Raw genomic sequence first — 26,092 nt, 5'->3', positions numbered from 1 at the left:
AAATCAACATCAATGCCTCCGACTGCTTCCAGCGCGTCGAAAACCAGTGAATTCATGAGTGGGTCCGAATCGTTCAACCACGAGTGGAGTGTATCGCTAAGTTCCTCCTGAACATCTGGCGTGAGCTGCCAGCCAACGCCTCGCACGAGGTCCACCAAAGTCATTCTTAGTGGATGGAGCCCGATGTTCCAAAGGTAGTCGGCAACTCTCGCGAAGCCTTCAGGCAACGTGTTCTGTGTTCGGCCGAAACAGTTGTAGGCGCTTACAGCAACAAGCAACTGACCCGGAGTGAAATCCTTTGGGGCCGATAGCGCGTTTTGCAGGACAAGCACTGCGGCAGGCGACGTGGACTTCGGCCAATAGGACCTAAAAGCTTGCTGAATATCGAACATCTCCCTTGCGAGAATTACGCCCGGGGAGCTATAGACAGCGTTGAATGCTCGCTTCCTGAATGCCAGCTTTTTGTCGGCATGCGTAGTTCGAAGCTGTTCGGCATACGCCAAAATGCGGCCATCGATACGACGGAATGCCTCCAGTACCTCTGGCAGCAGCCCGTGAAGCGCTGCAGCGGGAACCACCGATAGGTAGCGCTTGCTGAGCTCACAATCGTCTTGTTCAGGTAGGTCGGGGCGAACAACGTGACGCCCCTTTTCGTCGGTTTCGAGTTCAAGCACCAATGCTTCGTAGCGCTCGGCGAGCTTCTCCAACAGGTCGCGCACGCGGTCGGCCACGAACGACCTTGCACTGGAGCCGCACTTGCCCTCCAAACACGCAACCAAGAGTTCGTGAGTGGGTTCATGCAACAAAACTTCCAAGAACGCGATGCTGTCACTCCCACCGAGAGCGAAGTGTGCAAGCGAGGCATATATGGGACGCTGCAGCGCCTGTTTTAGTGCGCTCACATCAAGGTGCCGCATGAGGAGCGCTTCAGCACTGAAGTAGTCGGCAATCAAGTCGTGGCGGAAGAACGCCTTTCCAGCCCGTCTGACTAGCAACCCACAACGTTGCGCACCTTCGGCAAGCTGGGCCGCTGCGGCAGATGACCCCAGTACGTTTTTGAGTTCGCGGAGCAGCTCATGTTCGGCCACGGTGGAGATGAGCCGCTCCCGCATCTGCATAGCGAGTTCCGACAATGCGCGATGGGATTCAGCCTCTTTGGGCCCAAGCCGCTGTCTGGTGAAAGCGCTGTACAGCGCGAAACGACCATCTAGGTGGCTTGCATCTAGTACGACGTTCGCCAGAATCGCAGCATCGTTGGCTGTTGTGACCACCTCCAGTGCGTCGCACTCTGGTTGGGTTGCTTCGCGCCCCAAGTGCGCTTCGAGAACTGCTTTCAGATGCTCCAGGCTGGGTTCGAGCACCGCTACACGGTGACTCAGACCCCACGGTACTGCAAAGTCTGTTTGCCCCGCCAATACGAATTGCGCATTGTGGCGGCGGTGCAATGCGAGCAACGAGCGGACCAATGCCTTGTGAAGCGTTGGCGGACACTCGTTGAAGCCGTCGACGAATACGACAACCGGGCAAGCGCTTCTACGCGCGACACGCAGCACTTCAGGGAGAGAGTGCTTTGTCGCCAGAGCGATTGACCGCTCGAGAAGGGGGCGCATCTCTCCTTCAAAGAATCGAGCTTCGATTGCTATCGGCAACATCCCCGCCGTGCTAGCCAGCGCCGACAGCTCTTCGAGTATCCGCGTCTTGCCAGAACCAGAGCTCCCGACAAGGAACAGGCTGGCGCCTTCCCGCAGGCGCTCAATGCCGTTCGCCAATGTGAACTCCTGCCCGTCGCACTGGAGTGACGGGGAGACGAACGGTTGATTTGCTGCTGCGATGGCTGTCACCCACTGCATGGAGTAGTCAGCCACGAAGCGCTCATCCGCATTGGGCTCACCCTGCACGTATGGCATCAAGCCCAAGTTCTGCGCGAACTCCCGCCAGAGGCTGAGAGGTAAAGCGTTAACACGGGGCTCTTCTATCTGTTCCGATAGCTCTGGATACCCACCAATCGCGCACTTGAAGTTGCTTTCGGGAGTGTTCGAGTTGGGCAGTGGTGCGGGGAAGATGCACAGATTCCCACCAATCGCCTGACGCGACCGTGCAGAGTCAATCGCGAATTGGGTTGAGACCTCGTCCGCTATGGCATGCCTAGCATCGAGGGCTTGCTGGAAAGGGCTCTTAGAAGAGATTGCGCGCCGCCGCGTCTCGTCGAGCTTGGCTTGCCAAGCTCCGTTCACGCCCCCCTCCACAGGATAGCGATAGCCCTTCACTTCGATAACCGTCGCGCCCCTCTCAGTTGCCACAACGAAGTCAACTTGGGTTCGGGCGCGCCCCACATAGAAGTTTGCGAAAACGATGCATGGCAGCGCTTTTGCCTCAAGGTCCGCGCGCAGTCTGTTCAGAAACCGCAGCTCAGTGGGGTCCTGTATGGCGTGCCCAAGAAAAATCTCGATGCCGTTTCCTGGAGTTGCCGGGCTTGTCTCGTCAATCATTTGCGACTGGCTTGGGTCTCAAGTGCCTGTTCACATGTCTATCGCCATCAGTCGACACCTTTTGAGCGGTCCCGTGGGGGCTTCGGTAGCGGCGCGTTCAACATGTCCAATGTCACACCCTTGCGCTCAGCGTTAATCGCCCACGTCACGAACTGCTCGAGCAGGAGTTGGTTTTCCGCTTCCAGCCGCCCGGCTTTGGCCTTGTAGCGGTCAGTCTGCGCGAGAGCCTCTCGAACCCGCTCATCCCGAGGCTCGCCTCGCCCTCGCGGCAAAGTACCGCGCAGGGCATCCTTCCTAAACGAGAATGCGTTGGCAATCTCCGGATATTCAGCGAACGTGAACCTGGAGTAGCGGTGGCCGGTTGATGCCTCGACCGCATCCAGCAATAGTTCCCACGTGAGCTTGCCTTTCCACTCATCCAACATCGCAACGATTGCGGCAATACGCTCGTCGGTTAAATCCGGTGCTCTGCTCTTTCTCATGCAAGCGCCTTTCGCCGCGCAGTCGGGCTAAATCTGACGGGATGGACGTTGTCCCTTGTGATGAGCGGGGCGTTGCTCACGTCCAAACGAATTCGCGTCCCAACGGGGACCGCCGGGTCCTCTAGAATCGACAGAAGGGCGGTGACACGTTCCAGGGTGAGCGTCTGGTGCTTGACCCAGGTATCGGCGCCGTACTCTTCTTCACTCAGTGCTTCCCGGGCCTGCTTCAACAAGTACTCTGTCTCACTCTTGAGCATGCGTAGGTTCGCTTCCTTCTGCGCTTCTCCCTTAATGCACTCCTGCTCCTCGCAGTTAATGCAATCGCGATACATCTGACAAGGCTCACTCGCGAAATCGTGCGCGCACCAGCCGTACTGTGTCGTATGTGCCGCAGTCAGCCCCAGGCCTTTGAACTCAGTCCGCGTCACCAAGTCACGCTTCGCGCTGAAGACCGGTTCCAGCTCCGAGGTGAACCCGTCTTTCAATGCCTGGCTGATGGGCGCCTGCACCTCGTCCGAAGACATATGGTCGTAGGCTCGGTTTTGCCTCACGTCCTTTCGACCGGAGAAGATGGCAATTTCGGTACTGCTCAGGCCTCCCGTCTGCGCCAACATGTTCAGGTAATGGCGCAAGCTATGACTTCGGAGCTCGATGGGGGAGCCGTCATCCTCGGTGTAACCGAACCGCTCAAAGATGGAAATCCGCCCCTCACGAGCCCCGAAGTGATTCGTGATGACACCGTAGTCAACGCAACTAAACATGCACAGGTAGGTCGCCTTCGCCGAATGCATTTCGTTCGTGCGCATAACGGCCATGGAGTCGCTGCACCGTAGGCCGGGAGCACCAGGCACGTAAGGGAACGTTTCGGGCAGCATGGCAACGACAGCGCGCTCGGCATCCTCAAACAAATATCCAATACGGTGCTCACTGAGCGACTGAGCAGGTAGCTTGTCCCTTCACGAACGGCAGAAGAGCGTGTTTGAGTGGCAGAACAAACGCTGCGAAGCCATCGCTATACCGACGAAAGTCGACTCGCGCGTTAAACGGGCCATCGGCCCATTCCCAAACGTCTTCTCTAGGGTCGAAGCTGCTCCCACTCCGCGTAAATACGCGCGCAGGCAAGGGGATGACAAGCGCAGTTGACGCGCGGAGTTCAGTTGTCTGGGGCATCAAGTTGTTCTTGTAGTTTCAGGGAGAGCTCGCCATGTAGCGGAGCCGAGTAGCCTGTGTAGCGACACCAACTGCCTTGACCTCCCTGACAGCCGCCTTCCGACGCATGCGGATTCGTCTGATATCGACGACGTTGGAATTGCTCAGCTCATCTGCGTCTTCGTAAGACAGGTCATCCACTCGATACTGAGCAGCGTCGACTAAGCGGTTGAGCTCAGGTACCGCCAAGAATCTGCCCTGCCGCAGCCGCTCGAGCAAATCAATGTTCGCCTTTGCCAGTTCCCTATGTAGCAACGCCAACGCCATGCAAACGCTGTGAATTGTGTTGGCGGCCAGACCACGCTTGCGGCACTTCGCCAAGTACAGGGTCGCTTCGTGGACCGGTAAGGCTCCAGGCCTGCTCAGAACAGAGTGGCGCTCCCCGTTCCGGAACCTAACCCGCTTTGCTACGAACTTCGTCATGTATCAACGGTTTCTGCCAAGTAGTAGTTATGCATAACGACCCCAAACAACAAAAATAAAGTGTGGATAAAGAAAAAGCCCGTGGCTACAAGGCTCACGGGCTTCAATCAACAAAAACTACACGAGGTAGGTTCTAAAACGGAATATCGTCGTCCATATCCTCAAAGCCATTCGACGGGGCTTGCTGACGACGTGCACCGCCGCCCTGGCCACCACCTTGGCCGCCGCTTTCACCGCCGCGCGAATAGCCACCGCCGCCTTGCTGGCTGCGGCCACCACCGTAACCACCACCACCACCGCTGCCGCCGCCTTCGCCGCCGCGCGAGTAACCACCACCGCCGCCACCCTGCCCGCCACCGCCTTCACCGCGGCCGCCGAGCATCTGCATTTGGTCTGCAACGATTTCGGTGCTGTATTGCTTCTGGCCGTCCTTCTCCCACTGACGGGTCTTGAGGCGGCCCTCGATGTACACCGACGAACCCTTCTTCAGGTATTCGCCAGCGATTTCGGCCAGGCGGCCGAAGAAGGCGATGCGGTGCCACTCGGTGGCTTCCTTCATTTCGCCGCTGGCCTTGTCCTTATAGCGGTCGGTGGTCGCCACGCGGATATTGGTGACGGCGTCGCCGCTGGGCATGTAACGCGTTTCTGGATCGGCGCCGAGATTGCCGACGATGATGACTTTGTTGACGGACGCCATGATGAGTTTCCGAAGGTAGGTTGAGTGATGCCGCCGTAGGCCCGGTTTAATGTCGGCGCAATGCCGGCATCCGCATGGGGCTCGCGATTATAAGCCAAGCCAAGGCCAGCCCGGCGCATGTGAAGAACACGGCGCTCTGGCCCGCGTGCAGCAGAATCCAGCCGCCGCCCGCACCGCCTGCAAACAGCCCCAGCGCCTGCGTGGTGTTGTACACCCCCATGGCTGCGCCCTTGCGCACGCCTGGCGCGTACTTCGACACCAGCGAAGGCTGCGAGGCCTCCAGCACGTTGAAGCCCAGGAAGTACACCAGCAGCGCAATCGACAGTGCCGTCAGTGTCGGATGCACCTCGCCCAGCGCCAGCTGCGCCACCATCACCAGGGCCACGGCGGACAGCAGCACCGCCTTCATCTTGCCGCGCTTTTCCGCAGCAATGATGGCCGGCACCATCAGCACGAACGACACGCCCATCACCGGCAAGTAGATCTTCCAGTGCGAGTCGATCGGCAGACCGGCGGCTTCCAGCATGTGCGGCAGCACGACAAACAGCGCCGTCTGCGTGGCATGCAGGGCAAACACGCCAAAGTTCAGGCGCAGCAGTTCCGGGTTGTGCAGCACTTCGCGGAATGGCGCTTTGACATGCTCGGGCGGACGCGGCGCATTGGGCACCACCCACAGCACCACGCCGATGGCGATGACAGCCAGCACGCCAATCGCCAGGAACATGCCCGGCATGCCGACCCAGCGAAAGATGACCGGCGCGCTGACGATGGCCACGGCAAACGACACGCCGATGCTGCCGCCAATCATGGCCATGGCCTTGGTGCGATGTTCTTCACGCGTGAGGTCGGCCACGAAGGCGATCACCGCGGAGGAAATCGCCCCGGCACCCTGGATGGCTCGCCCTACGGCGATGCCCGCCACGCTGTGCGAAAACGCCGCCACCAGGCTGCCCACCGCAAAGATCACCAGCCCCGTCACGATGACGGGCTTGCGTCCGAAGCGGTCCGACAACCAGCCATAGGGGATATACAGCACCGCCTGTGTCAGGCCATACACGCCGATGGCGAAGGCGACAAGCTGGGTGTTATTGCCGTCGGGCAGCGTTTTCGCGAACACCGCGAAGACCGGCATGATCATGAACAAACCCAGCATGCGCAGCGCAAAGATGCCGGCCAGCGAGGCGGCCGCACGCAGCTCAAGGCCGGTCATGCGGCCGGAAGCGGAAGTCATGGATGGGGAGGCGGAAGACATGGTCGGAAACCGTCACTTTCCAGCAACGGCAAGGACACTGGGGTGACACATGAGCGGCCTTGCCAGTTGCCCCATGTGAGGGCAGGTACCCGCAAAACCGAAGTTCGGTATATTAGCAGGCTTACCCTTTTCCACCCCCTCCGCCTATTGCCGCACATTGCTCGGCTGGCGGGCCGCGAGGCGAAAGCCGCACATGGAAGAAATCAAGATTCGTGGGGCCCGTACCCACAACCTGAAGAACATCAACCTCGACCTGCCACGCAACCAATTGGTTGTGATTACCGGGCTGTCGGGGTCGGGCAAATCGTCGCTCGCGTTCGACACGCTGTATGCGGAGGGGCAGCGGCGCTATGTGGAATCGCTCTCGGCGTATGCCCGCCAGTTTCTGCAGCTGATGGAAAAGCCCGACGTCGACCTGATCGAAGGTCTTTCGCCGGCCATCTCCATTGAACAGAAGGCAACGAGCCACAATCCGCGTTCGACCGTCGGCACCGTCACCGAGATTCACGACTACCTGCGTCTGCTGTACGCCCGCGCCGGCACGCCCTACTGCCCTGATCACGGCCAGCCGCTGGAAGCACAGAGCGTGTCGCAAATGGTCGACGCCGTGTTGGCGCTGCCGGCCGACACCAAGCTGATGATCCTGGCGCCCGTGGTGGCCAACCGCAAGGGCGAACACGTCGACCTGTTTGAGGCGATGCAGGCGCAGGGTTTCGTGCGCTTTCGCATCCGCTCGGGCGGCGGTACGGCACATGAGGCCGAAGCCAAGGTCTACGAAGTCGACAACCTGCCCAAGCTCAAGAAGAACGACAAGCACTCGATCGAGGTCGTGGTCGACCGCGTGAAGGTTAACCCGGAGCTCAAGCAGCGTCTGGCCGAATCGTTCGAAACCGCGCTGCGCCTGGCTGATGGCCGCGCCATCGCGCTGGAAATGGACACCGGCAAGGAGCACGGCTACAGCTCCAAGTTCGCCTGCCCGATCTGCTCGTATTCATTGCAGGAGCTGGAGCCGCGGTTGTTCTCGTTCAACAACCCGATGGGCGCCTGCCCGCATTGCGACGGCCTGGGCCAGATCACGTTCTTCGATCCGAAGCGCGTGGTGGCCTTCCCGAATCTCTCACTCGCTTCGGGCGCCATCAAGGGATGGGACCGCCGCAACCAGTTCTACTTCCAGATGCTGCAAAGCCTGGCGGCCTTCTATGACGTCGACATCGACGTGCCGTTCGAAGAGCTGTCGCCTGAGATTCAGCAGATCGTGCTGCACGGCTCCGACAAGCAGCAGATTCCGTTCACGTACATCAACGAAAAAGGTCGAACCACGGTGCGCGAGCACGCGTTCGAGGGGATCATCCCCAACCTGGAGCGGCGCTACAAAGAGACCGACTCCATCGCCGTGCGCGAAGAGCTGGCCAAGTACCAGAACAACCAGCAGTGCCCCGAGTGCCACGGCACCCGTCTGCGCCGCGAAGCGCGCTTCGTCAAGATTGGCGAGGCCGACCAGGCGCGCGGCATCTACGAGATCAACGGCTGGCCGCTGCGCGACGCGCTCACGTATTTCCTGACGCTGAACATGCACGGCGCCAAGCGCGAGATCGCCGACAAGATCGTTCAGGAGATCACCGCGCGGCTGAACTTCCTGAACAACGTCGGGTTGGACTACCTGTCACTGGAGCGCAGCGCCGATACGCTCTCGGGCGGTGAGGCGCAGCGCATTCGCTTGGCCTCGCAGATCGGCTCGGGCCTGACCGGCGTGATGTATGTGCTGGATGAGCCGTCCATCGGCCTGCACCAGCGCGACAACGATCGCCTGATCGGCACGCTCAAGCACCTGCGTGATCTCGGCAACTCGGTGCTAGTGGTCGAGCACGATGAAGACATGATCCGCGCGTCGGATTACGTGGTGGACATTGGCCCCGGCGCCGGCGTGCACGGCGGTCAGATCATCGCGGAGGGCACGCCCAAGCAGGTCGAGCAATCGCCCGCGTCGCTCACGGGGGAATACCTCTCGGGCAAGCGCCGCATCGAGGTGCCTAAGCAGCGCACCGCACCCGATGAGGAACGCTGGCTGCGCATCATCAACGCCACGGGTAACAACCTGCGGGGCGTGTCGGCGGACATTCCGGTCGGGCTGCTGACGTGCATTACGGGCGTGTCGGGCTCGGGCAAGTCGACGCTGATCAACGACACGCTGTATCACGCGGTGGCGCGCCATCTGTATGGCTCCACGCCGGAGCCGGCGGCGCACGACCGCATCGACGGGCTCGAGCATTTCGACAAGGTCATCAACGTCGATCAGTCGCCGATCGGCCGCACGCCGCGCTCGAACCCGGCCACGTACACGGGCCTGTTCACGCCGATCCGCGAGCTGTTTGCCGGTGTGCCGTCAGCCAAGGAGCGCGGGTACGACCCGGGCCGCTTCTCGTTCAACGTCAAGGGCGGCCGTTGCGAGGCCTGCCAGGGCGATGGCGTGCTCAAGGTTGAGATGCACTTCCTGCCCGACGTGTACGTCCCTTGCGACGTGTGCCACGGCAAGCGCTACAACCGCGAAACGCTCGAGGTGCTCTACAAGGGCAAGAACATCACCGAAGTGCTGGAGATGACGGTGGAGCAGGCGCACGAGTTCTTCGCGCCGGTGCCGGTGGTGCGCCGCAAGCTGCAGACGCTGCTCGACGTGGGCCTGGGCTATATCCGTCTGGGGCAATCGGCGACCACGCTGTCGGGCGGTGAAGCGCAGCGCGTGAAGCTGTCGCTGGAGCTATCGAAGCGCGATACCGGCCGCACGCTCTACATCCTGGACGAGCCGACCACTGGCCTGCACTTCCACGATATCGAGCTGCTGCTCAAGGTCATCTACAAGCTGCGCGACCACGGCAATACGATCGTCATCATCGAGCACAACCTCGACGTGATCAAAACGGCGGACTGGTTGCTCGATCTCGGGCCGGAAGGTGGCGCGGGCGGCGGGCAGATCATCGCCAAGGGCACGCCGGAGGATGTGGCCAAGAGCAAGGCGAGCTTTACGGGCAAGTACCTCGCGCCGCTGCTCAAGCGCAAGTAAGACAAGCAGCACGCGCCCAAGAAAAAAGCGCAGCTTCGGCTGCGCTTTGTCGTTGGTGAAACGGCAGGCTATTGCCCGGCGGCGGCTTCCGGTTCAACCTCGTCGGTGTCCTTCATGCGGCTGCGGTTCAGGGCGCCTGCCTCATCCAGTACCGGGTACGCGGCCGCACAAAACAGCGAGTTCAGCCGCTTGAAGTCACTGATGATGTCCAGATGCAGCGAACTGGTTTCGATGCTTTCGGCGGTCTGTTCCGACACGCGCGCCAGGTGGCTGCGCGCATAGCGCTTCTCCAGATCGCGGAAGTGCACCTTCTGCAACATCAGTCGCTGGGCGCTCGGCAGATCGCCCGTCAGGAATACCGACATCGACAGCTTCAGGTTGGCGACCAGCTGCGTGTGCATATTCTCCAACTCCTGCAAGCCGGCCTCGGAAAAGGTCAGCTTGTGCGCGATCTTCTTCTCGCGCACGTCCTGCAGCAGGCGGTCGATGATGTCGCCGGCGTGCTCCAGGTTGATGGTGAGGGAGATGATGTCGGTCCAGCGCTTGCCATCGCGGTCATCGAGTGCCTCATGGCTGAGCTGGGTGAGGTAGAACTTGACGCCCGAGTAGAGCGCGTCGACCTCGTCGTCGACGGCGCGCGTGGTCTGCAGCAGACGCACGTCGTCGGTCTTGAGCACGCGCAGCGTGTTCTCCAGCATCTGCTCGACGCGGTCGCCAATGCGCAGCACCTCGCGCGAGGCATTGCCCAGCGCCAGCGTGGGCGTGGCCAGCGCCGACGGGTCGAGATAGCGCGGCGCGACAAGCTCGTCGAGGTGCCGACCACCCGGCAGGATGCGCGTGCACAGGCGGGCCATCTGATCAGTGAAACCGATCAGCAGCGCGGCCAGCGCGACGTTGAACAACACGTGAAACGCAACCACCACGTGCTGCAACGCCACCCCAACATGCGGCGCCAGCTCGGCCAGCTTACCCAGGAACGGCAACACCAGCGCAGCACCGAGCACGCGCGAGAGCAGATTGCCCAGCGTGGCACGGCGCGCAGCCTGGCTGGATGCCGGTGTGGTCGCCAATGCGGCGATGGCGCTGCCAATGTTGGCCCCCAGCACAATCGCAAAAGCCACCTTGACCGACACCGCCGCAGACGTCGCCAGCGTGGCGCAGAACAGCACCACCGCCAGGCTCGAATAGCACAGCAGCGTCAGCACCGCGCCGATCAGCATGTTCAAGCCCGTATCGGCGGAGATGGAACTGAGCAGCACGCGCAGCGCATTGGCCTCGACCATTGGGCTGGCCGCCACCGCAATCAGCTCCAGCGCCAGCATGATCAGCCCCAGGCCGATCAGCACACGCCCAAAGTGCCCGACCGGGCTGCCCTTGCGCGACAGATGCAGGATCACACCAAAGAAGATCAGCAGCGGTGAGAGCCACGACAGGTTCAGCGCAAACACCTGCGCCATCAGCGCCGTGCCGACGTTGGCCCCCAGCAAGATGGCCAGCGCCGACGACACCCCCATCAAACCCTGCGCAACAAACGCCCCGACGATGGTGGCCGTTGCGTTACTGCTCTGCACCAGGCACGTCACGCCAATACCCGCCAGCAGCGCGGAGAACCGGTTCGACACGCTGCGCGACAGCAGCCGGCGCAAGTCCGCTCCATACAGGCGCAGCATGCCGACCTTGACGGTCTGCGTGCCCCAGACCAGCAGGGCCACACCCGAGAGCAGTTTGAGCAGCGTGTACATCAGTTTCCGTTGCGCTTACTTGGTCAGCGCAACGCGCAGCCCCAACCCGATGAAGATGCAACCGCTCACGCGATCGAGCCACAACGATGCGCGCGGCGTGCGGCGCATCCAGCCGCCCAATGCGGCCGCGCACCAGCCATACAGGCTGAACACGACGATGGTCTGTGCCATGAACACGCCGCCCAGCAGCAGCATCTGCAGCGCCGCATGCCCGGCCTGCGCATCGACGAACTGCGGCAGGAACACCACGAAGAACAGCGTCACCTTCGGGTTGAGCAGGTTGGCGAACACACTTTGGCGAAACACCTGCCACAGGTCTGGCGCCGCCTGCAGCCCACCGTTGTTCAAACCGACACCGCCCTTGCTGCGCAGCGCCTGCACACCCAGCCAGATCAGGTAGGCCGCGCCCAGCCAGCGGATCGCCTGGAACGCCACGGGCGAGGATTGCAACACCGCCGCCAGCCCCAGCGCCGCCAGCGTCGTGTGGAACAGGCAACCCGACGCAAACCCGGCCGCTGCCGCCAACCCGGCCTTGCGGCCCTGGCTCGCACCACGTGCGATCACCTGCAGGTTGTCCGGCCCCGGCATCACCGTAATGGCAATCGAGGTCAGCAGAAACAGCAGCACGTGGGGCATCGGCGCCTCCTGGCAGTGGAAGAAAAAACGGAAGCGACCATGCTACCGCGCACGGTCACAAAGTGTCATATTTTTGTCACATGAGCGTATGCGGTGAATGCATCGCTCGGGGGCTGTGCGGCTACGTCAATGGCCGTCGAAGTGACAGACCGTGAACAGCGGCAACCCACCTTCGATCAGTAAGCGCGAGCCGCCCAGTTCGGGCAGATCGACAATCGCCGCGCCCTCCACCACCGTCGCACCCAGACGTTCCAGCAAGCGCTTGCCGGCCATCATGGTGCCGCCGGTGGCGATCAGGTCGTCGATCAGCAAGACGCGGTCGCCGGGCTTGCAGGCGTCGGAATGGATTTCCACTGTCGCACTGCCGTATTCGAGCTGGTACTCCTCCGCCACCGTGGTGAACGGCAGCTTGCCCTTCTTGCGGATCGGCACGAAGCCCAGGTTCAGCTCATACGCCACGATCGAGCCGAGGATGAACCCGCGCGCGTCGATGCCCGCCACCAAGCTCAGCCCCTGCCCCATGTAGCGATGGATAAACACATCCACCAGCACGCGCAGGCTCTTCGGGTCCTGCAGCAGCGGCGTGATATCGCGAAACATCACCCCCGGCTGTGGCCAGTCCGGCACGGTGCGGATGCGCTCGCGCAGGTAGCGCGTCACGTCGCCCAGCTCGGTGGACGCAGGCACGGACGACGGCGTGAGCAAAGCCGCCTGATGGTGAGGAACGTTGGTCATGACAGGAATGGGAAAAGGCGATTTGCGCGGACTGTGGTAACCGGCTACCACCCACGGCAGACGGCGCGTCACCACAATGGGCAGACCGCAACCATACAGGAGACAACCGTGGCGAAGAAGATTCTGATGCTGGTGGGCGACTATGTCGAAGACTACGAAGTGATGGTGCCCTTCCAGGCCCTGCAGATGGTCGGCCACACGGTGCATGCGGTCTGCCCGGACAAGAAGGCTGGCGACTCCGTCGCCACTGCCGTGCACGACTTCGAAGGCGCGCAAACCTACTCCGAAAAGCCCGGCCATCGTTTTGCCCTCAACGCTGCCTTTGCCGATATCGATCCGGCGGCCTATGACGCACTCGTCGTGCCCGGTGGCCGCGCGCCCGAATACCTGCGCCTGAACGCCCGCGTGCTTGAGATCGTGCGCCACTTCGCCCGCGCCGATAAACCCATCGCGGCCATCTGCCACGGAGCGCAACTGCTGTCGGCGGCGGGCGTGCTGGAAGGCAAAGCGTGTTCGGCCTACCCGGCATGTGGCCCGGAAGTCACGGCGGCGGGCGGCACCTTCCGGGACATCCCCGTCGACCAGGCCTACACCGATGGCAAGCTGGTGACAGCACCCGCCTGGCCGGCGCATCCCGCGTGGCTTGCGCAGTTTCTTGAAGTCCTGGGGACACGGGTTCTACACTGATGCGGTTGCCCGCACGCCGGGCGCCTGACGAGGAGCCCCGGCCATGTGCGAAATCTTCATCCGCGCCAATCCCCATTCGTACGACACCCTGGCCCGCTCGCTACGCCTGCATGGCGTGGCGACCAGCGTGCGACTGGAGTGCCTGTTCTGGGAGGTGCTGGAAGAAATCGGTCTGCGCGATGGCCTGACGGTCAGTCAGCTCATCAGCAAGCTGTATGACGAGTTGCTGGAGCATCGGGGCGAGGTGGCCAACTTTGCCTCGTTCCTGCGCGTCTGCTGCCTGCGTTATCTGATGCTGCAGCAGGGTGGGCGCATTCCGGCCGATACGCGCGTATCGATCCGCTCGCTGGATGCCGCTGCTGTGCTGGCGGGCTTGCCGCCAAGCTTGGCCGACAGCCCACCACCGCGTCGTTCACGCGGGCCGCTACTTGAAGCGCTGGCCAAGTAGCGCGGCCGGCTCAACGCGGCGAGAGCCGCTCCTCTGCCATCTGCAGCCCCTCGGGGGTGCCGCGCAGCACGACGATATCGCCCAGCTCCAGCACCGTATCCGGGTCCGGATCGAGCGCGCGGATACCCTGGCGCCGTATCGCCGTCACCGAGGTCTTGAAAGTCTCCAGCCCCATTGTGCCGAGCTTGCGGCCAATGGCGGGTGAACCTTTGGTCAGCGGCACCGAATGCAGGCGCACAGCATCGCGCTCCAGCATGTCCTCTTCATCGTCCTGGCCGTGGAAGTAGCCGCGCAGCAGGCTGTAGCGCGCGTCACGGGTTTCCTGCACGCGGCGCACCACGCGGCGCAGCGGCACACCCAGCAGCACCAGCGCGTGCGAGGCCAGCATCAGGCTGCCCTCAATGATCTCGGGCACGACCTCGGTGGCACCGGCCTGCTGCAGGCGGTCCAGATCAGCATCGTCAATCGTGCGGACGATCACAGGCAGGGTCGGCTCCAGCGCCTGCACGTGGTGCAGCACCTTCAGCGCCGAGGCCGTATCCGCATACGTAATGGCCACTGCCGCCGCGCGGTGGATACCCGCCGCCACCAGCGATTCACGCCGCGCTGCATCCCCATAGACCACGTGCTCGCCCGCCGCCGCGGCATCCCGCACGCGATCCGGGTCCAGGTCGAGCGCCATATAGCCGATCTCTTCCTGCTCCAGCATGTGCGCCAGGTTCTGGCCGCTGCGCCCGTAACCGCAGATGATGACGTGGCGCTCGGTGGCGATGCTCTGTGCGGCGATCTTGGTCATCGCCAGCGATTGCAGCAGCCAATCCGTACGCGAGAACCGCATGGCGATCACGTCGCTGTACTGGATCAGGAACGGTGCAATCAGCATCGATAGCAGCATCGCCGCCAGAATCGCCTGGCTGAGCAGCGGGTCGATCAAGTGCATGCCGTCGATCTGGTTGAGCAGCACGAAACCGAATTCACCGGCCTGCGCCAGCCCCAGCGCCGTGCGGATCGCCGCGCCGCCGCCCGAGCCAAAGCCGCGCGCAAGAAACGCGATCAGCACAAACTTGAACAGCACCGGCCCGGCCACCAGCACCAGCACCAGCGCCCAGTGCTCAACCACCACGCGCGGGTCCAGCAGCATGCCCACGGTCACGAAGAACAAGCCCAGCAGCACATCGCGAAACGGCTTGATGTCCTCTTCCACCTGCAGCTTGTAGGGCGTTTCCGACACCAGCATGCCGGCCAGGAACGCGCCCAGCGCCATCGACAGGCCCAATCGCTCGGTCAACGCTGCCATGCCCAGCGTCACCAGCAGCAGGTTCAGCATGAACAGCTCCTGCGAGCGGCGCGCCGCCACCAGGTGGAACCAGCGCGAGAGCAGCTTCTGCCCCAGGAACAAGATCAACACCAGCGCAACAGTGATCTTCACGGCGGCAACGGACAGCGCCAGCACGAGGTCCGTCGGGTTCTTGCCCAGCGACGGCACCACGATCAGCAACAGCACCACCGCCAGATCCTGGAACAGCAGCACGCTGATGATGTTGCGGCCGTGCTCGGTTTCAAGCTGCAGGCGCTCGGCCAGCATCTTCGAGACAATGGCTGTGGACGACATCGCCAGCGCGCCGCCCAGCGCCAGGCCCGCCTGCCACGACAGCGGATACCAGTGCGACAGCAGCATGGTGATCGGCACTGTCAGCAGCATGGTCAGCGCCACCTGCGACGCGCCCAGCCCAAACACCTGCCGCCGCATCGAGCGCAGCTTGGAGAGGTTGAACTCCAGCCCGATCGAGAACATCAGGAACACCACGCCAAACTCGGCGAGGTAGCGCGTCTGCGCAGAATCGGACTCCAGCCCCGTCGCCTTCGGCCCGATCAGCACGCCCACCACCAAGTAGGCCAGCATGGGCGGCAACTGCAGCATGCGGAACAACACCACGCCGATCACGGCGGCGGCCAACAGCACGAGAGTGAGTTCCAGCGGCGAATGCATGCAGCTCGAAAAACCAGGCGAAAGGGGTTGGACAGGGTGGACAGCACCGGCGCATCAGGACGGTGCACACGGCAAACATGCCGCAGGCAGCACACAGCGCGTTGCAAGACCGATGCCAGGGTATAAACGAAGAACGCGATACGCGGGACGCCGCAGAGCAAAAAATGACGGCGTGGCGACGGGAAGAAAAGTGATTTGAAAGAGTTTTGCCGCGGTGCAGCAAAACGAAGCGCCCGTACGCTCCGCAACTCCCCGCAAGCCGAGCCCCAATCCGTGCCAAACCAAGCAGCAAGCGGCCGGGACCCGTGTCAATCGTTGTTATACTTCGCCGCCATGATAGCGAATTTCAACCCAGATCGAGCGCTTGCGCTGGCGCAGCAGACCTTCGACATCGAAGCGCAAGCCGTACTCGGTCTTAAATCCCAGGTGTCCGCCGACTTTGCGCGCGCGGTCGAGATGGTGCTCGGCTGCACGGGGCGCGTGGTCGTCTCGGGCATGGGCAAATCCGGTCACATTGCGCGCAAGATCGCGGCCACGCTGGCCTCGACCGGCACGCCGGCCTTCTTTGTCCACCCGGCTGAAGCCAGCCATGGCGACCTCGGCATGGTCACGCGCGACGACGTCTTCATCGGTTTCTCCAATTCCGGTGAGGTGTCGGAGCTGAACGCCATCCTGCCGCTCGTCAAGCGGCTGGGCGCCAAGCTGATCGCCGTGACGGGCAACCCGGAATCCTCCCTCGGCAAGCATGCCGATGTCGTGCTGAATTCACACGTCGACGTCGAAGCCTGCCCGCTGAACCTGGCGCCGACCGCCAGCACCACCGCCCAGATCGCACTGGGCGACGCGCTGGCCGTGGCCGTGCTCGATGCGCGCGGCTTTGGCGCCGAAGACTTCGCCCGCTCGCACCCGGGCGGCTCGCTCGGCCGCAAGCTGCTGACCCACGTGCGTGACGTCATGCGCGCCGGTGATGCCATCCCCCGCGTGCAGGAAGACACGCCGCTGTCGCAGGCGCTGATGGAAATCACCCGCAAAGGCATGGCGATGACCGCCGTGGTCGACGCTGACGGCCACGCCGTGGGCGTCTTCACCGATGGCGACCTGCGCCGCCTGCTGGAAACGCCGCGCGACTGGCGCACCGTGCCAATGGCTGAAGTCATGCACCGCAACCCGCGCTCGGTCGGCCCCGACCAACTCGCGGTCGAGGCTGTCGAGGTCATGGAAACGCACCGCATCAACCAGCTTCTGGTGGTCGATGCCGCCGGCGTGCTGGTGGGCGCCCTGCACATCCACGACCTGACGCGCGCCAAGGTCATCTAAGCCTGACACTTTGCTGATGTCCGCCCCGGCAGAATCCCCCGTCCACAGCAACATCGACGCCCGCTTTCCGCAAGCGATGGAACGCGCCGCGCGCGTGCGCCTGATGATTTTCGACGTGGATGGCGTGCTGACCGACGGCCGCCTGCTGGTCGGCCCCGAGGGCGAGATCAGCAAGGCCTTCGACACACTCGATGGCCACGGCATCAAGCTGCTGGCCCAGGCGGGCATCACGTCTGCCATCATCACCGGCCGGCATTCCGAGATCGTCGCCTGGCGTGCCGGGGAACTCGGCATCGAACATCTGTACCAAGGCGTAGCCGACAAGCGCGAGGCATTTGCCCACCTGCTGGCTGCCACCGAACTGCAACCGCAGGATGCAGGCTACATGGGTGACGACTGGCCAGACTTGCCGGTGATGGCGCTGGTGGGCTTTGCCGCCTGCCCCGCCCAGGCCCACGCTGAACTGCGCAACCGCGCCCACTATGTCGCCCAGGCGACTGGCGGCCGTGGCGCCGTGCGCGAAGTGGCCGACCTGATCCTCAAGGCCCAGGGCGCCTACGACAACCTGCTCGCCCAAATGTTGGAAACCCCGCTGCAACCCCCACTGCAGGCCCCGCAAACTTTCTGACCCCATGGCCAGCGAACGCTCCCAACACCTCGTCTCCACCGTGCTGCAGATCATGCTGCGCGGGCTGCCGATCCTGCTGATGGCGATCGTCTGCGGTGTCACGTTCCTGCTGGTGCAGGTCAACACGCCGCAAACCGACGAAACCGCCAACCAGCCCAAGCGCCACGTTGCCGACTACATGATGGACGGCGTCTCGGCCACCGCGCTGGACGAGAAAGGCGTGACCAAATATCGCTTCACCGGCGTCCACATGAACCATTACGAGGACGACCTGACCTACGACGTCACCTTTCCGGCACTGCGCGTATACGCGCCCGACCGACCGCAGGTGACCGCCCGCGCCGATCTGGGCAAGATGAACGGCGAAGGCACCATCATTGATCTGTACAACAACGCCAAGGTCGTCCGCGCGCAAGGCCCTGACCCGCGCCAGGACCCGCTGATGACCGCCGATTCGACCTACTTCCAGGTGCTGCTCAACGACGACATCGTGCGCACCGACAAGCCGGTCGAACTGCACCGTGGGCCGTCGATCATGAACGCCAACGGCCTCACCTTCAACAACGTGACGCGCCAAGTACAATTGCTGGGCAATGTGCGCGGCCGGATCGAAGGGCTGGGAACGCCGAAGCAGTAGACAGTAGACTGCGTCCACCCCCGCCCCTGACCACGCCCATCGACCGCGCTATTCTCTGTCTGAATTGATCTCCATGACCGACTCTCTCCGTGCCGCCGGCCTTGCCATCGCTGCTGCGCTGCTGCTCCCGGCCCTGCCCGCGCATGCCGAGCGCGCCGACCGCGACAAGCCGCTGGTGCTCGAAGCCGATAACGCCAGCTACGACGATCTGAAGCAGGTCTACCACCTGACCGGCAACGTCGTGCTGACCAAGGGCACCATGGTGCTGCGCTCCGACGAGGCCGATCTGCGCACCGACCCGGAGGGCTACAACTACGCCATCGCCACCTCCAAGCCCGGCAATCTGGCCTTCATCCGCCAGAAGCGCGACAACGTCGACGAATACATCCAGGGCTGGGGCGAGCGCATCGAGTACGACGGCAAGCAAGAGATCTCCAAGCTGATCACCCGCGCGCGCATGGAGCGCCTGCAGGGTGCCACGCAGCTCGATGAGATCCGCGGCGCGGTCATCACATACGACGGCCAGAAGGAGTTCTACACGGCCTCGGGCGGCCCGGAGAACACGACCGCCGCCAATCCGTCGGGCCGCGTGCGTGCCGTTCTTGCACCGCGCACCGGCACACCGGGCACGCCGGGTTCGCCCGCACCTGCCACCAAGCCCTGATCCGCACGCCTGTCTTTCCGTATCGTCTATGTCCGCAACTACCCTCGCCCCCAAGACCGTCGCTCCGCAGGCCACGACCTCCAGCACGCTGGTCGTACGCCATCTGAAGAAGCGTTACGGCACGCGCACGGTGGTCAAGGACGTATCGCTCGACGTGAAGAGCGGTGAAGTGGTCGGCCTGCTCGGCCCCAACGGCGCGGGCAAGACCACGTCGTTCTACATGATCGTGGGCCTCGTGGCGCTGGACGCCGGTGACATCGTGCTCGACGGCGAGCACATCAGCCGCCTGCCGATCCACCAGCGCGCGCGCATGGGCCTGTCGTACCTGCCGCAGGAAGCCTCGGTGTTCCGCAAGCTCAACGTGCAGGAGAACATCCGCGCCGTGCTCGAGTTGCAAGAGCAGGACGGCAAGAAGCTCTCGCAAGACGAGGTCAACCGCCGCCTCGACGGCCTGCTCGACGACCTGCAGATCGCCCACCTGCGCGATAACCCCGCGCTGTCGCTTTCGGGCGGTGAGCGCCGTCGTGTGGAAATTGCCCGGGCACTGGCCTCGTCGCCGCGCTTCATCCTGCTCGATGAACCGTTTGCCGGCGTGGACCCGATCGCCGTGGGCGAAATTCAGCGCATCGTCAGCTTCCTGAAAAACCGCAACATCGGCGTGCTGATCACCGATCACAACGTGCGTGAAACCCTGGGCATCTGCGATCACGCTTACATCATCAGCGAAGGCTCGGTGCTCGCCGCCGGAAGCCCTGCGCAGATCATCGAAAACGAGGATGTGCGCAAGGTCTATCTGGGCGATAACTTCCGGATGTAAGCCACCGATTGATCGCACACGGCGCTTACGTCGTAAGGACGTGCGAACGGACGTGCGAATGGACGTGGTAAGGGCGCACCTTAAAGCAAAATCCGTTCCATCGACTGACTGTTGGGCATAGAATAGCCCGCATGAAACAGTCGCTCCAGCTCCGCCTCTCTCAGCATCTTGCGCTCACGCCGCAGTTGCAGCAGTCCATCCGGCTGCTGCAGTTATCGACCATCGAACTGCAGCAGGAAGTTGAACAGGCACTGACCGAAAACCCGCTGCTGGAGCGGGAAAACGAGTGGCTCGACACCTCCGCGCGCATCGGCGCGGACGGCTCCGTCAACGCGCTGCAGAACAACAACGCCACGCCGCTGCCCACCGAATCGCCACCGCCTTCGCCCAACGGCGCGGACAGTTCCGACACCCCCGACAACAGCTACGACGGCCACGACAGCGGCGCCGATTTCGACAGCGATTACGGCTCCGACCGCTCCGACTGGAGCCTCGACGACTTCGCCCGCAAGCCGCAATCGGATGAAGACGATCGCGCCCCGCTGCAGTTGCGCGAAGCCGAACAAAGCCTGCGCGAATTCCTCATGGAACAGCTCGCGCCGCTCAAGCTGTCGATGCGCGACAAGGGCCTCGTCATCTTCCTGATCGAATCGCTCGACGATGAGGGCTATCTCTCCGCTACGCTCGACGAAGTCCTCACCGACCTGCCCGCCGAACTCGAAGTCGAACTCGATGAGCTGCAGGCCGCGCTGCGCATGCTGCAGAGTTTCGATCCACCGGGCGTCGGTGCACGCTCGGCAGCCGAATGCCTGTCGCTGCAGTTGCATCGACTTGATTCACCGGCGAAGGCGCTCGCGCTCATCATCGTCAACCAGCATCTCGAACTGCTTGCTGCACGTGACTACACGCGGCTGAAGAAGGCGCTGTCCGTCGATGAACTCGCGCTGAAGGCAGCGCATGAACTGATCCGTTCGTTGGCGCCATTCCCCGGACACGCTTTCGGCCGCGCAGAAGCCGACTTCGTGGTGCCCGACGTCGTCGTGCGCAAGACCAGTGCTGGCTGGATGGCACAACTCAATCCGGACGTCATGCCGCGCCTGCGCATCAACGACATGTACGCGCAAATTCTGCGCAGCAGTCGTGGGGAAACCGGTGCCGCCAATCTGCAGCAGAAACTGCAGGAAGCTCGTTGGCTGATCAAGAACATTCAGCAGCGCTTCGACACGATCCTGCGTGTTTCGCAAGCTATTGTCGAACGTCAAAAGAGCTTTTTCACGCACGGCGAAATCGCCATGCGCCCCTTGGTTTTGCGGGAAATAGCTGATACGCTGGGCCTACACGAGTCCACGATCTCCCGTGTGACGACCAACAAGTACATGGCAACGCCCATGGGGACGTTTGAGCTGAAGTACTTCTTCGGCAGCCATGTATCGACGGAAACCGGCGGGGCCGCGTCATCCACTGCGATACGCGCGCTCATCAAGCAACTTGTAGGAGCCGAAGACCCGAAGAATCCTCTGTCCGATAGCAGAATTGCCGAGCTGTTAGGTGAACAAGGATTCGTGGTGGCCCGTCGGACGGTGGCCAAATACCGCGAAGCCCTCAAGATCCCAGCAGTGAATCTGCGCAAGTCTTTATAGCCGCATCGCGGGCAATTCCGGTGCGGCCCATCCGTGAGAAGGAGAACCGCTATGAACTTCAAACTCAGTGGACACCACCTGGACATCACGCCGCCGTTGCGTGAATACGTGGAAACGAAACTGGAGCGTGTGATCAGGCACTTCGATCAGGTGATTGGCGTCAGCGTGTTGCTATCGGTCGATAACCACAAGGAGAAGAACCGTCGCCAGTACGCGGAAATCAACCTGCACCTCAAGGGTAAAGACGTCTTCGTCGAGTCACACCATGAAGATCTTTATGCGGCCATCGACCTCTTGGTCGACAAGCTGGACAGGCAGGTCATCAAGTACAAGGATCGTGTGCAAGGACATGACCGCGACAGCGTAAAGCATCAGGCCCTCCAGGCCGTGCAGATGCAGCAATAGCAGCCCGCACCGCAAAAGACCGCGCCCTCAGATGGCGCGGTTTTTTTATGCCGTGGTGCATTCCTGACGAATCCGATTGCATCCGAATTAAGTCGGGCTAAAATCTGACGAAAGTATGAATGCTGGGCGTGGCGTGGGTTTTGCCGCCATGCTGGCAACAACAGGGTCGATGCTCAGGCGCAATTTGCCCGCACCGACTGAATCGCAGCCTTGGGGGATTCGCCTTCTGTCCTGCGCGGCACACCGCTGGTGCGCCGCACAATGCCGCGCGGCACGTGGTCTATAATGACCCGATTGTCCGCGCCATCTTGGTGCAGAAGGACGCCGCTCATTTCACGCATTGCACATGAATCGCTTGGCCAAACTGCTGCCGCCCGGGAACATTGCCCTCGACGTCAGCGTAACCAGCAAAAAGCGGGTCTTTGAACAGGCCGGTCTGCTGTTCGAGAACAATCACGGCGTCGCCCGCGCGGTCGTCACTGACAACCTGTTCGCGCGCGAATCGCTCGGCTCCACTGGCCTGGGTGCTGGCGTGGCCATCCCGCACGGCCGTATCAAGGGGCTTAAGCAGCCTCTGGCAGCGTTCATGCGCCTGGCCGAGCCGGTGCCGTTCGAGTCGCCCGACGGCAAGCCTGTCTCGCTGTTGATCTTCCTGCTGGTGCCAGAACAGGCCACCCAGCAGCATCTGGAGATCCTCTCTGAAATTGCCCAACTGCTGTCCGACCGCGACATGCGCGAAGGCCTCGCCACCCTGCCGTCGCCCGAGGCGATTCACCAGCTACTGACCGACTGGCGGCCCTGAGCGCGGCGCAATCGGTGCAGCAACGCAACCGATTGCGAATGCGCACCGCCCAGCGGCATCACCGCGCCCTGCTATGGAACTGACTGGCGTCACCGCCCAATCGATCTTCGACGACAACGCAGCTGACCTGAAGCTGTCGTGGGTCGCCGGCCTGGAAGGCGCAGACCGCGCGTTCGATGTGGATTTCGCCAAGGAGGCCACGTCAGCGGCAGACCTGGTCGGGCACTTGAACCTCATCCACCCGAACCGCATCCAGGTGCTCGGTAAGCCCGAGATCACCTACTACCAGCGCCTGTCGGAAGAAAACCGCAAGCGCCAGATGGGTGAGTTGATCCTGCTGGAACCGCCCTTCCTGGTGGTAGCTGACGGCGTGGATCCGCCGCCCGATTTGGAACTGCGTTGCACGCGCTCGTCCACACCGCTGTTCACGTCGCCGATTTCATCAGCGGCCGTCATTGACCACCTGCGCCTGTACCTGTCGCGCATTTCGGCGCCGCGCGTGACGATGCACGGGGTGTTTCTCGACATTCTCGGCATGGGCGTGCTCATCATGGGCGACTCGGGCCTGGGCAAGAGCGAACTTGGGTTGGAGCTGATCTCGCGCGGCCACGGCCTCGTGGCCGACGACGCGGTCGACTTCGTGCGCCTGGGGCCGGATTTCATCGAGGGCCGCTGCCCGCCGCTGCTGCAAAACCTGCTGGAAGTGCGCGGCCTGGGCCTGCTCGACATCAAGACGATCTTCGGTGAGACGGCCGTGCGCCGGAAGATGAAGATCAAGCTGATCGTGCAGCTCGTGCGCCGCAACGACGGCGAGTTCGAACGTCTGCCGCTGGATTCGCAATACCTCGATGTGCTCGGCCTGCCGATCCACATGGTAAAGATTCAGGTGGCGGCCGGCCGCAACTTGGCAGTACTGGTCGAGGCCGCCGTGCGCAACACCATCCTGCGCCTGCGCGGCATCGACACGCTGCGCGACTTCATGGACCGCCAGCGCGCCGCCATGCAGGCTGAAGCGGCATCGCATTCGCCCCAGGGCCGGTTGCTTTAACAAAATCGTTACAAAGCTTCGCAATTCGAGGGGTTTTACCCTAGTTTTGTCGAGAAACGTCAACCCGACATGCCCCCGCCCCGTTGTGGAGGGGAATGCGCCGGGCACGCACGCGGCGGCGTTCATCGCGAGCGCGGCGGCTTGTCTCCGCCCGCTCTTCTGACGGTACCCAAGGAGAATACGACGATGAAACAACTGATTGCCGCTTGCGCCCTGGCGCTCCCGTTCCTGGCCGGCCAGGCGTTTGCCCAAGGTAGCGCACCGGCTGCGGCTGCCCCGGCCGCACCCGCAGCGCCGCCCCGGCAGCCAAGAATTCGCAGCAAGAGAAGATGGCTGCCTGCTCGAAGGCCAACAAGGGCAAAAAGGGCGCTGACTACAAGAAGGCCCAGAGCGATTGCCTGTCCGGCAAGACCGACGCTGCCCCGGCCGCCGCACCGATGACCCAGCAGGAAAAGATGGCTGCCTGCTCGAAGGCCAACAAGGGCAAGAAGGGCGACGAGTACAAGAACGCCCAGAAAGAGTGCCTCTCGAAGAGCTGAGCATCCGCTTAGAGCAACACCAGAAAGGCGACCCGGGCGGTCGCCTTTTTCTTTGGTCTCTGGTTTGCCACAGAGGGATGCTATCCTCGCGGCATGCGGATCATTCTCATCACCGGTATGTCGGGTTCAGGGAAATCGGTCGCCCTGAACGTGCTCGAAGACGCAGGCTATTACTGCGTCGACAACCTGCCTGCGCAGTTCATTCCCGAACTGGCGCGCTATCTGGCGGACCAGGGCTATACGCACCTGGGCGTGGCCACCGACATCCGCAGCCGCGAATCGCTGCGCAAGGTGCCCGAGACCATCACGACGCTGCGCAAGGAACACGACGTCCGCATGCTGTTCCTGACCGCCAGCACGAACGCATTGGTGCAACGGTATTCCGAAACGCGCCGTCGTCACCCGCTCTCCATCCGCAACGGTCGCCCCGCATCTGCGCATGCAAACGCTGAACCGCCGCAAGCGCCGAAAGACGCCGACACATCGCTCATCGAAGCCATCGAGATGGAGCGCGAGCTGCTCAGCCCGCTGGCCGACCCCGCACATCGCATCGACACCAGCACGCTGCGCACCAACGCCCTGCGCGCGTACATCAAGGAATTCATCAGCGATGAGCCGCACGACATCACCCTGATGTTCGAATCGTTCGGCTTCAAGCACGGCGTGCCGACGGATGCCGACCTCGTCTTCGACGTGCGCTCGCTGCCGAACCCGTACTACGACACGCAGTTGCGCCCGCTGACCGGCCGCGACCAGCCCGTCATCGATTTCCTGCAAAGCCAGCCAATGGTGCTGGCGATGGCCGAAGACATCCGCGCGTACGTCGAAAAGTGGCTGCCGAGTTTCATTGCCGACAACCGCAGCTACCTGACGGTGGCGATCGGCTGCACGGGCGGCCAGCATCGCTCGGTGTATATCGCCGAGCGGCTCGCCACGTACTTCCGCGCGCATGGTAATGTGTTGGTCCGCCACCGCGAATTGGCCGTAGAGGGCTGAACCGCGCGCCATGCGCGCCGAGCCAGCCTGCAGGATGTACGGATACGGCTTGCGCGGCGCCACGCGAAAGTCTTGCCGCCGTCCGCTCCACTCGCTCATGCAAGAAGACATCGCTCTCTCGCCGTTCTCACCGCTGCCGCCGCTGCCCACCGAGCTGTCGCTGTTTCCGCTGCACACGGTGCTGTTTCCCGGCGGTCTTCTCCCGCTGCGTATTTTCGAAGCCCGCTACATGGATATGGTCCGCACCTGCCTGCGCGACCAGACCCCCTTCGGCGTCTGCCTGATCGAGCGCGGCAATGAAGTCGCCACGGCAGATGCGTCGACCGTGCCGGTGGACGTCGGCTGCATTGCCCACATCGTCGAATGCGACATGGAGCAACTGGGCCTGCTGATGATCAAGGTGCGCGGCACGCAGCGCTTCAAGGTGCTGTCATTCGAGACCACGTCCAACGGTCTGATGCGCGGCACGGTAGAGCCCATCGGCGCCGACGTGCAGGACTGCAAGGGCGAGCTTTTCGATGATTGCGTGAACGCCCTGCGCCGCATCGTCACGACCTTGAGCACGCGCGAAGACGGCCACGTGCTGATGGCCGAGCCGTACGAGTGGAACAGCCCAAGCTGGGTCGCCAACCGGCTGTGTGAATTGCTGCCGGTGCCGCTCAAGGCCAAGCAGAAACTGATGGAACTGATGGACGCCGGCATGCGCATCGAGATCGTCCATCGCTACATGAAGCAGCATCACATTCTCTGA

At 62.7% G+C, this 26,092-nt stretch carries 23 protein-coding genes and 1 pseudogene; 15 read left to right on the top strand and 9 right to left on the bottom strand.

All coding sequences use genetic code 11. The annotated features are described in order from the left end of the window. The 5 genes from C404_RS0130280 to C404_RS50330 all read right to left on the bottom strand — a co-directional run. Positions 1-2,489 (bottom strand): NERD domain-containing protein (locus C404_RS0130280; protein ID WP_031329827.1); only part of this gene is annotated, 2,489 nt, incomplete at its 3' end. A gap of 47 nt (positions 2,490-2,536) precedes the next feature. Then, positions 2,537-2,971 (bottom strand): hypothetical protein, encoded by a 435-nt coding sequence (locus tag C404_RS50350; RefSeq protein ID WP_021196419.1) that lies wholly within the window; start codon positions 2,969-2,971, stop codon positions 2,537-2,539. Next, complete coding sequence (locus C404_RS50345) at positions 2,968-3,786, bottom strand: hypothetical protein (RefSeq protein WP_052027484.1); 819 nt, start codon at positions 3,784-3,786, stop codon at positions 2,968-2,970. Before C404_RS50345 ends, C404_RS50350 begins: the two co-directional genes overlap by 4 nt. A gap of 950 nt (positions 3,787-4,736) precedes the next feature. Next, positions 4,737-5,300, bottom strand: coding sequence for a single-stranded DNA-binding protein (gene ssb / locus C404_RS50335; RefSeq protein ID WP_021196416.1), 564 nt, complete (start codon positions 5,298-5,300; stop codon positions 4,737-4,739). Between the two features lie 46 nt (positions 5,301-5,346). Beyond that, positions 5,347-6,510: an MFS transporter gene (locus C404_RS50330; protein ID WP_021196415.1), complete on the bottom strand. Its 1,164-nt coding sequence runs from the start codon at positions 6,508-6,510 to the stop codon at positions 5,347-5,349. 235 nt (positions 6,511-6,745) lie between these two features. Between C404_RS50330 and uvrA the strand changes: the two genes are divergently transcribed. After that, a complete protein-coding gene (gene uvrA / locus C404_RS50325) occupies positions 6,746-9,610 on the top strand; it encodes an excinuclease ABC subunit UvrA (protein ID WP_021196414.1) in 2,865 nt (954 codons plus the stop codon). A 68-nt stretch (positions 9,611-9,678) separates the two neighbouring features. Here the strand turns inward: uvrA and C404_RS50320 are convergent, their stop codons facing one another. The 3 genes from C404_RS50320 to C404_RS50310 all read right to left on the bottom strand — a co-directional run bounded on the left by C404_RS50320 (position 9,679) and on the right by C404_RS50310 (position 12,723). Continuing rightward, positions 9,679-11,352, bottom strand: a complete 1,674-nt coding sequence (locus C404_RS50320; RefSeq protein ID WP_021196413.1) for a Na/Pi cotransporter family protein — start codon at positions 11,350-11,352, stop codon at positions 9,679-9,681. Positions 11,353-11,367: 15 nt separating this feature from the next. Continuing rightward, positions 11,368-11,988 (bottom strand): LysE family translocator, encoded by a 621-nt coding sequence (locus C404_RS50315; RefSeq protein ID WP_021196412.1) that lies wholly within the window; start codon positions 11,986-11,988, stop codon positions 11,368-11,370. 126 nt (positions 11,989-12,114) lie between these two features. Next, positions 12,115-12,723: an adenine phosphoribosyltransferase gene (locus C404_RS50310; protein WP_021196411.1), complete on the bottom strand. Its 609-nt coding sequence runs from the start codon at positions 12,721-12,723 to the stop codon at positions 12,115-12,117. Between the two features lie 108 nt (positions 12,724-12,831). On the opposite strand from C404_RS50310, the gene C404_RS50305 reads away from it, so the two are divergent. Continuing rightward, on the top strand, positions 12,832-13,410 hold the full coding sequence (locus C404_RS50305; RefSeq protein WP_021196410.1) for a DJ-1/PfpI family protein: 579 nt from the start codon (positions 12,832-12,834) through the stop codon (positions 13,408-13,410). A gap of 43 nt (positions 13,411-13,453) precedes the next feature. Next, on the top strand, positions 13,454-13,858 hold the full coding sequence (locus C404_RS50300) for a ribbon-helix-helix domain-containing protein (protein ID WP_021196409.1): 405 nt from the start codon (positions 13,454-13,456) through the stop codon (positions 13,856-13,858). A gap of 10 nt (positions 13,859-13,868) precedes the next feature. Here the strand turns inward: C404_RS50300 and C404_RS50295 are convergent, their stop codons facing one another. Then, the gene (locus C404_RS50295) at positions 13,869-15,848 is read right to left on the bottom strand and encodes a monovalent cation:proton antiporter family protein (protein ID WP_021196408.1); all 1,980 of its coding nucleotides are present in this window, start codon (positions 15,846-15,848) and stop codon (positions 13,869-13,871) included. A gap of 333 nt (positions 15,849-16,181) precedes the next feature. On the opposite strand from C404_RS50295, the gene C404_RS50290 reads away from it, so the two are divergent. From C404_RS50290 to C404_RS50235, 12 genes and pseudogenes are all read left to right on the top strand, one after another. Further along, a complete protein-coding gene (locus tag C404_RS50290) occupies positions 16,182-17,165 on the top strand; it encodes a KpsF/GutQ family sugar-phosphate isomerase (RefSeq protein ID WP_031329822.1) in 984 nt (327 codons plus the stop codon). Positions 17,166-17,181: 16 nt separating this feature from the next. Then, positions 17,182-17,793, top strand: a complete 612-nt coding sequence (locus C404_RS50285; protein ID WP_021196406.1) for a KdsC family phosphatase — start codon at positions 17,182-17,184, stop codon at positions 17,791-17,793. Positions 17,794-17,797: 4 nt separating this feature from the next. Further along, positions 17,798-18,430 carry an LPS export ABC transporter periplasmic protein LptC gene (gene lptC / locus C404_RS50280; protein ID WP_021196405.1) on the top strand — a complete coding sequence of 211 codons (633 nt, stop codon included), beginning with the start codon at positions 17,798-17,800 and terminating at the stop codon, positions 18,428-18,430. A gap of 73 nt (positions 18,431-18,503) precedes the next feature. Beyond that, entirely contained in the window at positions 18,504-19,094 is a 591-nt protein-coding gene (gene lptA, locus C404_RS50275) for a lipopolysaccharide transport periplasmic protein LptA (protein WP_021196404.1), read from the top strand. A 28-nt stretch (positions 19,095-19,122) separates the two neighbouring features. Further along, a complete protein-coding gene (gene lptB, locus C404_RS50270) occupies positions 19,123-19,911 on the top strand; it encodes an LPS export ABC transporter ATP-binding protein (protein WP_021196403.1) in 789 nt (262 codons plus the stop codon). A gap of 131 nt (positions 19,912-20,042) precedes the next feature. Beyond that, the gene (locus tag C404_RS50265) at positions 20,043-21,551 is read left to right on the top strand and encodes an RNA polymerase factor sigma-54 (RefSeq protein ID WP_021196402.1); all 1,509 of its coding nucleotides are present in this window, start codon (positions 20,043-20,045) and stop codon (positions 21,549-21,551) included. Positions 21,552-21,602: 51 nt separating this feature from the next. Then, on the top strand, positions 21,603-21,956 hold the full coding sequence (gene hpf / locus C404_RS50260; RefSeq protein WP_021196401.1) for a ribosome hibernation-promoting factor, HPF/YfiA family: 354 nt from the start codon (positions 21,603-21,605) through the stop codon (positions 21,954-21,956). Between the two features lie 346 nt (positions 21,957-22,302). Further along, complete coding sequence (gene ptsN / locus C404_RS50255; RefSeq protein WP_021196400.1) at positions 22,303-22,758, top strand: PTS IIA-like nitrogen regulatory protein PtsN; 456 nt, start codon at positions 22,303-22,305, stop codon at positions 22,756-22,758. Positions 22,759-22,831: 73 nt separating this feature from the next. Further along, the gene (hprK, locus tag C404_RS50250) at positions 22,832-23,806 is read left to right on the top strand and encodes an HPr(Ser) kinase/phosphatase (protein ID WP_021196399.1); all 975 of its coding nucleotides are present in this window, start codon (positions 22,832-22,834) and stop codon (positions 23,804-23,806) included. A gap of 186 nt (positions 23,807-23,992) precedes the next feature. Then, positions 23,993-24,345 (top strand): annotated as a pseudogene (locus tag C404_RS50245) (PsiF family protein). Between the two features lie 93 nt (positions 24,346-24,438). Continuing rightward, the gene (gene rapZ, locus C404_RS50240; protein WP_021196397.1) at positions 24,439-25,341 is read left to right on the top strand and encodes an RNase adapter RapZ; all 903 of its coding nucleotides are present in this window, start codon (positions 24,439-24,441) and stop codon (positions 25,339-25,341) included. A gap of 97 nt (positions 25,342-25,438) precedes the next feature. After that, a complete protein-coding gene (locus tag C404_RS50235) occupies positions 25,439-26,092 on the top strand; it encodes an LON peptidase substrate-binding domain-containing protein (protein ID WP_031329820.1) in 654 nt (217 codons plus the stop codon).

The sequence above is a fragment of the Ralstonia sp. AU12-08 genome (genome assembly GCF_000442475.1).
Taxonomy (GTDB): Bacteria; Pseudomonadota; Gammaproteobacteria; order Burkholderiales; family Burkholderiaceae; genus Ralstonia; species Ralstonia insidiosa.
The sequence above is the reverse complement of the archived record's forward strand: the minus strand, read 5'-3'. Positions and strand labels throughout refer to the sequence as shown.

Bases quoted from the DNA above. Each gene is read 5' to 3' on its own strand.
- C404_RS50350 (WP_021196419.1), bottom strand. From the start codon at position 2,971: ATGAGAAAGAGCAGAGCACCGGATTTAACCGACGAGCGTATTGCCGCA.
- C404_RS50345 (WP_052027484.1), bottom strand. From the start codon at position 3,786: ATGGCCGTTATGCGCACGAACGAAATGCATTCGGCGAAGGCGACCTAC.
- ssb (WP_021196416.1), bottom strand. From the start codon at position 5,300: ATGGCGTCCGTCAACAAAGTCATCATCGTCGGCAATCTCGGCGCCGAT.
- C404_RS50330 (WP_021196415.1), bottom strand. From the start codon at position 6,510: ATGACCGGCCTTGAGCTGCGTGCGGCCGCCTCGCTGGCCGGCATCTTT.
- uvrA (WP_021196414.1), top strand. From the start codon at position 6,746: ATGGAAGAAATCAAGATTCGTGGGGCCCGTACCCACAACCTGAAGAAC.
- C404_RS50320 (WP_021196413.1), bottom strand. From the start codon at position 11,352: ATGTACACGCTGCTCAAACTGCTCTCGGGTGTGGCCCTGCTGGTCTGG.
- C404_RS50315 (WP_021196412.1), bottom strand. From the start codon at position 11,988: ATGCCCCACGTGCTGCTGTTTCTGCTGACCTCGATTGCCATTACGGTG.
- C404_RS50310 (WP_021196411.1), bottom strand. From the start codon at position 12,723: ATGACCAACGTTCCTCACCATCAGGCGGCTTTGCTCACGCCGTCGTCC.
- C404_RS50300 (WP_021196409.1), top strand. From the start codon at position 13,454: ATGTGCGAAATCTTCATCCGCGCCAATCCCCATTCGTACGACACCCTG.
- C404_RS50295 (WP_021196408.1), bottom strand. From the start codon at position 15,848: ATGCATTCGCCGCTGGAACTCACTCTCGTGCTGTTGGCCGCCGCCGTG.
- C404_RS50290 (WP_031329822.1), top strand. From the start codon at position 16,182: ATGATAGCGAATTTCAACCCAGATCGAGCGCTTGCGCTGGCGCAGCAG.
- C404_RS50285 (WP_021196406.1), top strand. From the start codon at position 17,182: ATGTCCGCCCCGGCAGAATCCCCCGTCCACAGCAACATCGACGCCCGC.
- lptC (WP_021196405.1), top strand. From the start codon at position 17,798: ATGGCCAGCGAACGCTCCCAACACCTCGTCTCCACCGTGCTGCAGATC.
- lptA (WP_021196404.1), top strand. From the start codon at position 18,504: ATGACCGACTCTCTCCGTGCCGCCGGCCTTGCCATCGCTGCTGCGCTG.
- lptB (WP_021196403.1), top strand. From the start codon at position 19,123: ATGTCCGCAACTACCCTCGCCCCCAAGACCGTCGCTCCGCAGGCCACG.
- C404_RS50265 (WP_021196402.1), top strand. From the start codon at position 20,043: ATGAAACAGTCGCTCCAGCTCCGCCTCTCTCAGCATCTTGCGCTCACG.
- hpf (WP_021196401.1), top strand. From the start codon at position 21,603: ATGAACTTCAAACTCAGTGGACACCACCTGGACATCACGCCGCCGTTG.
- ptsN (WP_021196400.1), top strand. From the start codon at position 22,303: ATGAATCGCTTGGCCAAACTGCTGCCGCCCGGGAACATTGCCCTCGAC.
- hprK (WP_021196399.1), top strand. From the start codon at position 22,832: ATGGAACTGACTGGCGTCACCGCCCAATCGATCTTCGACGACAACGCA.
- rapZ (WP_021196397.1), top strand. From the start codon at position 24,439: ATGCGGATCATTCTCATCACCGGTATGTCGGGTTCAGGGAAATCGGTC.
- C404_RS50235 (WP_031329820.1), top strand. From the start codon at position 25,439: ATGCAAGAAGACATCGCTCTCTCGCCGTTCTCACCGCTGCCGCCGCTG.